Genomic DNA, 8,261 nt, shown 5'->3' on the forward strand with positions numbered 1-8,261 from the left:
CCGCCGGCGCGCTGGTGCCAGCCTCGCCCACGACCTCCTCACCCTGCGCGATCACACAGCCGACCATCGGATTGGGCCGTGTCGTCCACGCAGCGCGTTCGGCCAGACGCAGCGCGCGGGCCATCAGCAGGTGATCGTTGGCGGTGAAGTGGCTCATCGGGGACCTCATTACGTCAGCGGCCCATTGCCAGATGCGACAACGGACGAGGTGGCAGTGTATGCGCCGGCAGACCGTACTTGCAGTGCGGCACGTCTAGCGGCGACCGGTCTCCACCGCCATCACCGTGACCGCGAGCGGGCCCAGCGGCAGGCGGGCATGCACCTGCCAGCCCAGCGAGCGGTACCACGCCACCATCGGTGCTTCGCAGTACAGGTACAGCTCCGCAACGTCGAAAGCGGCGGCCTGGACGATGGCATGTTCCACCAGCGCCGCACCTACACCCCTGCCACGCGCCTCGGGTTTCACATACAGCGAGGCCAACCACGGCGACCAGCCGCGGATCTGCTCGTGATCGTCGTGCAGCAGGCTCACCGAGCCGAGCCAGGTTCCGGCGTCCATCGCCAACCAGGTGCAGGGAATGGCGTCGCGTTGCTGCGCCCGCAACTCGGCTTCGGCCTGGGCCACGCTCCAGTCCGGCAACAGATTGCCAAAGGCCTGGACGTGCGCGGCGGCCAGCGCCGGCACCAGAGCGGGGTGATCACGCAGATTGACGGTCAGCATCCGGATTCACGACCCGCCGTGACGCGCGGCCACTGCCACACCAGCGCTACGCCGCCTGGCACCGGATTCAACGCTTGGCGGGCTTCGCTGGGCGTCCATCCGCCGATGCGCCGTCTTCCAGCAGCGGGAGCTGGCCGTCAGCGGCCGGCATATCGCGTTCGAGCTTCTCGATCTCGTCGCGGAAATCGGCCACATCCTCGAAGCTGCGGTAGACCGAGGCGAAGCGCACATAGCCGACATGGTCGAGCTTGCGCAGCTCATCCATGACGAAACCACCGACCTTGATCGACGGCACTTCGCGCTCGCCACACATGCGCAGCTGATGCACCACGGCACGGACCGCCGCTTCGATCCGCTCCTCCGAGACCGGCCGCTTCTGCAGCGCGCGGTCGAACCCCACCCGCAACTTGCGTGCATCGAACGCCTCGCGCCCGCCATCGCTCTTGATGATGACCGGCAGTTTCAACTCGATGGTCTCGATCGTGCTGAAACGTTCACCGCACGCCTCGCAACCGCGGCGACGGCGGATGGTCGCGCCGTCTTCGGAAACGCGTGAATCGATCACGCGGGTGTCGTTGTGCTGGCAGAACGGGCAATGCATCTCTCTGGCCTTCAACATCGGGCGCCGGCAACGCGGCGCGGGAACCACTACAACGCAGATACAGCAAACCCCGGGATGGAGCAAGGCTGCCGGGCCCGGGGTTTGGCCACCATCACAGTGGCGATCCCTGCAATGACACAGCGCCGGCAAACCGCCGGCATCGGCGGCGCATCAGCCGTAGACCGGATACTTCTTGCACTGCGCGCTGACCGCATCGCGCACGCGGGCGATCACCGTCTCATCGGCCGGGGCATCGAGCACGTCGGCAATCCAGTTGGCCAGATCCACGCAGTCCTGCTCGAGGTAACCGCGGGTGGTCACCGCCGGGGTACCCAGGCGCAGGCCCGAGGTCACGAACGGCGAACGCGGGTCGTTGGGCACCGAGTTCTTGTTGACGGTGATGTGCGCCTTGCCCAGTGCGGCCTCCGCATCCTTGCCGGACACGTCCTTGCCGATCATGTCCACCAGCATCAGGTGGTTCTGGGTGCCGCCGGAAACGATCTTGTAGCCGCGCGCGATCAGCGTGGTCGCCATGGCCTGGGCATTCTTCACCACCTGCTGCTGGTAGGCCTTGAATTCCGGCTCCAGCGCTTCCTTGAAGGCCACCGCCTTGGCGGCGATGACGTGCATCAGCGGACCGCCCTGGATGCCCGGGAACACGATCGACTGCAGTTTCTTCTCGATCTCCTCGCCGGCGCCCTTGGCGATGATGATGCCGCCGCGCGGGCCGCGCAGGGTCTTGTGGGTGGTGGAAGTCACCACGTGGGCGTGTTCGATCGGATTCGGGTACACACCGGCAGCGACCAGACCGGCGACGTGCGCCATGTCCACGAACAGGTAGGCACCGACCTTGTCGGCGATAGCGCGGAAGCGCGCCCAGTCGACGATCTGCGAATAGGCGGAGAAACCGGCCACCACCATCTTCGGCTTGTGCTCCAGCGCCAGGCGCTCGACTTCGTCGTAATCGATCAGGCCCTGCTCGTTCACACCGTACTGGACGGCATTGAAGATCTTGCCCGAGGCATTGACCTTGGCCCCGTGGGTCAGGTGGCCACCGTGGGCCAGGCTCATGCCCAGGATGGTGTCACCCGGCTGCAGCAGCGCGAAGTACACGGCCTGGTTGGCCTGCGAGCCGCTGTGCGGCTGCACATTGGCGTAATCGGCGCCAAACAGCTGCTTGAGGCGGTCGATCGCCAGCTTCTCGGCGATATCCACGTACTCGCAGCCACCGTAGTAGCGCTTGCCCGGGTAGCCCTCGGCGTACTTGTTGGTCAGCTGGCTGCCCTGCGCTTCCATCACCAGCGGGCTGGCGTAGTTCTCGCTGGCAATCAGCTCGACATGGTCTTCCTGACGCTGGCACTCATCGGCGATGGCCTTGGCCAACTCGGGATCATAGGACTCGATACGGGCATCACGCGGGAACATCACAGCTCCTGGTACGGGGCGAGGGAGCTGCCGATTGTAGCGCTTCCGCCACCGCCACCGCCACCGCCCGCCAGCGGCGGTCCCGCCTGCAACCATTTCCCCTTCCCGCCACATATGAGGAAGGCGCCCCTGCGGGCGCCTTCCTGTAACCAGACCGGGACAAGGCTCAGTGGTTGAGCACGATGTCGGCGATGATGCCGGTGGCCATGGCCACCATCAGCATGTTGCCGCGGTCGTCGCGGATCCAGTGGTGGCCATGTCGCGGGCGGTGCAGGTGGTAGCGGTTGTAGTCATTGACCACATAGACCGGGCCGCCGTAGTAGTTGCTGTAGCGGTGCCCGCGCTCAAAGCCGTACGGGCGGTACACCACGCGCGGCGGGGCGTAATAGCGGCGGTCATTGCGCCGGGCGTCGCGGTAACCCTCGCGATAGCCGGAACTGTAGTGGCGGCGGTCATCGCGCCATTCGCGACGGTCATGGCCGTGCCCACGGCCGCGGTCATGACCACGGCCACGATCATCCCAGCATGGCGCCCACGGTCGTGGTCATCGCGATCACCGGCAGCAAAGGCCGGAGCGGTGGCGCCGAACGCCAGCAGGGCGGTCATCGCGGCGACAACAAGGCGGTTCATCTTCATAGCTAGCCCTCGCTGGGTTGGTTGACGCTTCCCATAATGCTCACGTCGTCTGAACGAACTCCGGCTGGAAGCGGCTCCCGGCTTTCGTATTCATAAACCAGCAAGGGATTCCGGCACCGTCGGCCCCATCTGGCTTACGGCTATAATCGCTTATTCCTTTTGCCTTGGGCCCAGTCCGTCATAGGACCGGGCACGGGCGTGCGCTACGGAGACTTCATGTCCTCGCAATACATCTACACCATGAACAAGGTGTCCAAAGTGGTCCCGCCGAAGCGGCAGATCATCAAGGACATCTCGCTGTCGTTCTTCCCGGGCGCCAAGATCGGCCTGCTGGGCCTGAACGGCGCCGGCAAGTCCACCGTGCTGAAGATCATGGCCGGCGTGGACACCGATTTCGAGGGCGAGGCCCGCCCGCAGCCCGGCATCAAGGTCGGCTACCTGGAGCAGGAACCGCGTCTGGACCCGGCCCAGACCGTACGTGAAGCGGTCGAGGAAGGCGTCGGCGAGGTGCTGCAGGCCCAGGCCGCGCTGGAAGCCGTGTACGCCGCCTATGCCGAGGAAGGTGCCGACTTCGACGCCCTGGCCAAGGAACAGGAGCGTCTGGAGGCGATCTTGGCCGCTGGCGATGCCCACACCCTGGAAAACCAGCTGGACGTGGCGGCCGACGCGCTGCGCCTGCCGCCGTGGGACGCGGTGATCGGCAATCTGTCCGGTGGCGAGAAGCGCCGCGTCGCGCTGTGCCGCCTGCTGCTGCAGAAGCCGGACATGCTGCTGCTCGACGAACCGACCAACCACCTGGACGCCGAGTCGGTGGAATGGCTGGAGCAGTTCCTGGCGCGCTACACCGGCACCGTGGTGGCCGTCACCCATGACCGCTACTTCCTGGACAACGCCGCCGAGTGGATCCTGGAACTGGACCGCGGCCGCGGCATTCCGTGGAAGGGCAACTACACCGAATGGCTGATGCAGAAGGACGAGCGCCTGAAGCAGGAAGACAACCAGGAAAAGGCCCGCCAGAAGGCGATCCAGAAGGAACTGGAGTGGTCGCGGCAGAACGCCAAGGGCGGCCGCACCAAGGGCAAGGCCCGTCTGGCCCGCCTGGAAGAGCTGCAGAGCGTTGACTACCAGAAGCGCAACGAGACCAACGAGATCTTCATCCCGCCGGGCGAGCGCCTGGGCAACTCGGTGATGGAGTTCAAGAACGTCTCCAAGAAGTTCGGTGACCGCCTGCTGATCGACAACCTGTCGATGATCATCCCGCCGGGTGCCATCGTCGGCATCATCGGTCCGAACGGCGCCGGCAAGTCGACCCTGTTCAAGATGATCACCGGCCAGGAAAAGCCGGATTCCGGCGAGATCGTGGTCGGCCCGACCGTCAAGCTGTCCTACGTGGACCAGAGCCGCGATGCACTGACCGGCAACCACAACGTGTTCCAGGAAATCGCTGGCGGCCTGGATATCCTCAACATCAACGGCATCGAGATCCAGTCGCGCGCCTACATCGGCCGCTTCAACTTCAAGGGCCAGGACCAGCAGAAGATGGTGGGCTCGCTGTCCGGTGGTGAGCGTGGCCGCCTGCACATGGCCAAGACCCTGCTGCAGGGCGGCAACGTGCTGCTGCTCGACGAACCGTCCAACGACCTGGACATCGAAACCCTGCGTGCACTGGAAGATGCGCTGCTGGAGTTCCCGGGCAACACCTTCGTGATCTCCCATGATCGCTGGTTCCTGGACCGTATCGCCACGCACATCATCGCTTTCGAAGGCGACTCGCACGTGGAGTTCTTCCAGGGCAACTACCGCGAGTACGAAGAGGACAAGAAGCGTCGCCTCGGCGACGATGCCGGTCCCAAGCGTCTGCGCTTCAAGGCGCTCAAGTAACACCCGCCGGACGGCCGCCCAGTGCGGCCGTCCGCTTTTGTACGGGCCACAAACCTCCTGCCTCCCCCCTGTGCCGGAAAGCCGCCATGTCCCTGTTCGACCGCCTGTTCAAGCTCCACCAGCACGGCACCAGCGTGCGCACCGAAGTGCTGGCGGGGCTGACCACCTTTCTGACGATGTCCTACATCGTCTTCGTCAACCCCGAGATCCTCGGCACCACCGGCATGGACCCGGGCGCGGTGTTCGTCTCCACCTGCCTGGCGGCGGCCATCGGCTCGACAGTGATGGCACTGGCGGCCAATTTCCCGGTCGGCATGGCCCCGGGCATGGGCCTGAACGCCTTCTTCGCCTTCACCGTGGTCGGCGCGGCCGGGCTGCCGTGGCAGCAGGCGCTGGCCGCGGTGTTCATTTCCGGCGTGGTGTTCTGGGTGCTGTCGCTGACCGGCATCCGCGCCTGGCTGGTGGCCGGTATTCCCGCCTCGCTGCGTTCGGCGATCGTGGCCGGCATCGGCCTGTTCCTGGCAATCATCGCGCTGCAGAAATCGCAGGTGATCATCGCCAATGAAGACACCATGCTCACCTTGGGCAAGCTCGACAGCGCGCCGCCGCTGCTGGCCCTCGGGGGCTTTTTGCTGATCGCGATCCTGGAAGCGCGCAAGGTGCGCGGCGCGATCCTGATCGGCATCCTCGCCGTGACCGGCATCGCCTGGGCGATCGGCCATGTGCAGTACGGCGGGCTGGTGTCGCTGCCGCCGAGCCTGGCGCCGACCTTCCTGCAGCTGGATATCCCCGGCCTGCTGCACCACGACGGCGGCGCGCCGCTGGCGGTGCTGATGCAGGTGGTGCTGGTGTTCGTGCTGGTGGAGGTGTTCGACGCTACCGGCACCCTGTATGGCGTGGCCGGACGGGCCGGGCTGCTGAAACTGGCCGATGGCAACAAGCGCTTCGGCCGCGCCCTGCTGGCCGACAGCAGCGCGATCGTCGCCGGCTCGCTGCTGGGCACCAGTTCGACCACCGCCTTTGCCCGAGAGCGCCTCGGGCGTCCAGGTCGGTGGTCGCACCGGACTGACCGCGCTGGTGGTAGCCGCACTGTTCCTGGGCGCGCTGCTGTTCTCGCCGCTGGCGGCGATGGTGCCGCCCTACGCCACCGCGCCGGCGCTGCTGTTCGTGGCCGGACTGATGCTGCGCGAGCTGGTCGAGGTGAAGTGGGACGACCTGACCGAATCGGTACCCGCGGCGCTGTGTGCGCTGGCGATGCCGTTCACCTACTCCATCGCCAACGGCCTGGCGTTCGGCTTCATCGCCTACGCCGCCCTCAAGGCCGGCACCGGCCGCTGGCGTGAAGTGCGCCCGGCGGTGTGGCTGGTGGCCGGGCTGTTCGTGCTGCGCTTCGCGCTGGAGTGATCGGCGCGCAAGCGCAGTGAAACAAACCCGCCGGAGGGCGGGTTTGTCATTTATTGGACCGCGAACACCTGGCGCAGGTAGGTCAGGTAGTTGGGGTCATCGCACATGCTCTTGCCCGGCGAATCGCTGAGCTTGGCCACCGGCTGGCCGTTGCAGCGGACCATCTTGATGACGATGTTCAGCGGGGTCGGCCCCAGATCGTTGGTCAGATTTGTGCCCACGCCGAAGGCGACCTGACAGCGCCCGCGGAAATACTCGTACAGCTGCATCACCTTCTGGATGTCCAGGCCGTCGCTGAACACCAGCACCTTGCTGGCCGGGTCGACGCGGTTGGCCTTGAAGTGCGCCAGCATGCGGTCGCCCCACACAAACGGGTCGCCGGAGTCATGGCGCACACCGTCGAACAGTTTGCAGAAATACATGTCGAAATCGCGCAGGAACGCATCCAGCCCGACCACATCCGACAAGGCGATACCCAGATCACCGCGATACTCGCGCGCCCAGGACTCCAGCGCCGCCACCTGCGAGTCGCGCAGCCGCGGCCCCAGCGCCTGGAACGCCTGCAGGTATTCATGCGCCATCGTGCCGTGCGGGGTCATGCCGTAGATGCGGGCGAAATGCACGTTGCTGGTGCCGACGAACTGGCTGCCCAGCGCCTCGCGCAACATCGGCAGCATGTGCCCGTGCCACTGCCGCGAATAGCGCCGGCGCGAACCGTAGTCGGCGATGCGGCACAGCTCGAAGCCGGGCGTGTCCCGCAACAACGCGGTCTTGGCCTGCAGGCGGCGCTCGCCCTCAGCGAAATCCGGCAGGCCGGCATTGCGGAACCAGACTTCATTGATGATCGCCAGCAACGGCACTTCGAACAGGATCGTGTGCAGCCAGGGCCCGGTGATGTCCAGCTCGATCTCGCCGGGCACCGTCGGCGAGGCGCGCAGCGCGATGTACTTGCGATCCAGATGGAACAGCCCGAGGAAGTCGACGAAGTCCGGCTTCACGAAGCGCAGCGTGCGCATGTAATCCAGCTCGTCGGTGCTGAAATGCAGGCTGCACAGGTGGTCGATCTCGGTGTTGATCTGGTCCAGGTACTGCGCCAGATCGATGCCCGGAGTCCGGCACTTGAAGCGGTACTGCACCAGCGCGCCCGGGTACTGGTGCAGCACGGCCTGCATCATGGTGAATTTGTAGAGGTCGGTGTCGAGCAGGGACTGGATGATCATGCCGGCATTATGCGCCGGGCCTGCGTGAGCCCGCCTGAAAGCCGGGTTCAGCGAAGCAGCAGACGCGGCAGCTGCAACGCGGCGTGTGCCCAGATCGCGCACCAGACCCCGGCCCGTACCGGCAGCGGGCGCTGCGCGGCCTCGAACTTGCGGAAATAGCGCCACAGCCCGCGGTGCTTGTGCCACTCCACGAAGTACGGCCGCGCGCGGCTGGAGACACCGCGCACATGCAGCACCTTCAGCTCGTTGGCGATGGCCACCGTGGCGCCGGCTTCGCGCGCACGCCGGCACAGGTCCAGATCCTCGGCATGCAGGCGATAGCCGGCATCCCAGCCGCCCAGCCGCACGAACAGGTCGCGCGGCATCAGCAGCA

Annotated in this window: 6 protein-coding genes and 3 pseudogenes; 2 read left to right on the forward strand and 7 right to left on the reverse strand. The window is 66.0% G+C overall.

Annotated features, from left to right (window positions below; all coding sequences use genetic code 11):
* From JCM9942_RS20110 to JCM9942_RS20675, 5 genes and pseudogenes are all read right to left on the reverse strand, one after another.
* Window positions 1-157, reverse strand: a pseudogene (locus JCM9942_RS20110) (bifunctional diaminohydroxyphosphoribosylaminopyrimidine deaminase/5-amino-6-(5-phosphoribosylamino)uracil reductase RibD); the annotation flags it as partial.
* A 96-nt stretch (window positions 158-253) separates the two neighbouring features.
* Window positions 254-721 carry a GNAT family N-acetyltransferase gene (locus tag JCM9942_RS07270; RefSeq protein ID WP_054658773.1) on the reverse strand — a complete coding sequence of 156 codons (468 nt, stop codon included), beginning with the start codon at window positions 719-721 and terminating at the stop codon, window positions 254-256.
* Between the two features lie 67 nt (window positions 722-788).
* On the reverse strand, window positions 789-1,322 hold the full coding sequence (gene nrdR / locus JCM9942_RS07275; protein ID WP_054658776.1) for a transcriptional regulator NrdR: 534 nt from the start codon (window positions 1,320-1,322) through the stop codon (window positions 789-791).
* Between the two features lie 171 nt (window positions 1,323-1,493).
* Window positions 1,494-2,747: a serine hydroxymethyltransferase gene (gene glyA / locus JCM9942_RS07280; protein WP_054658778.1), complete on the reverse strand. Its 1,254-nt coding sequence runs from the start codon at window positions 2,745-2,747 to the stop codon at window positions 1,494-1,496.
* Between the two features lie 166 nt (window positions 2,748-2,913).
* Entirely contained in the window at window positions 2,914-3,117 is a 204-nt protein-coding gene (locus JCM9942_RS20675; protein WP_425478322.1) for an RcnB family protein, read from the reverse strand.
* Window positions 3,118-3,599: 482 nt separating this feature from the next.
* Between JCM9942_RS20675 and ettA the strand changes: the two genes are divergently transcribed.
* Together ettA and JCM9942_RS07295 are read left to right on the forward strand one after the other, a co-directional pair.
* Entirely contained in the window at window positions 3,600-5,264 is a 1,665-nt protein-coding gene (ettA, locus tag JCM9942_RS07290; RefSeq protein WP_054658780.1) for an energy-dependent translational throttle protein EttA, read from the forward strand.
* Window positions 5,265-5,350: 86 nt separating this feature from the next.
* Window positions 5,351-6,668 (forward strand): annotated as a pseudogene (locus JCM9942_RS07295) (NCS2 family permease).
* Window positions 6,669-6,718: 50 nt separating this feature from the next.
* Here the strand turns inward: JCM9942_RS07295 and pncB are convergent.
* Window positions 6,719-7,888 (reverse strand): nicotinate phosphoribosyltransferase, encoded by a 1,170-nt coding sequence (pncB, locus tag JCM9942_RS07300; protein ID WP_054658782.1) that lies wholly within the window; start codon window positions 7,886-7,888, stop codon window positions 6,719-6,721.
* 47 nt (window positions 7,889-7,935) lie between these two features.
* Window positions 7,936-8,261 (reverse strand): annotated as a pseudogene (locus JCM9942_RS07305) (glycosyltransferase family 2 protein); the annotation flags it as partial.

The sequence above is a fragment of the Stenotrophomonas pictorum JCM 9942 genome, assembly GCF_001310775.1.
Lineage (GTDB): Bacteria > Pseudomonadota > Gammaproteobacteria > Xanthomonadales > Xanthomonadaceae > Stenotrophomonas > Stenotrophomonas pictorum.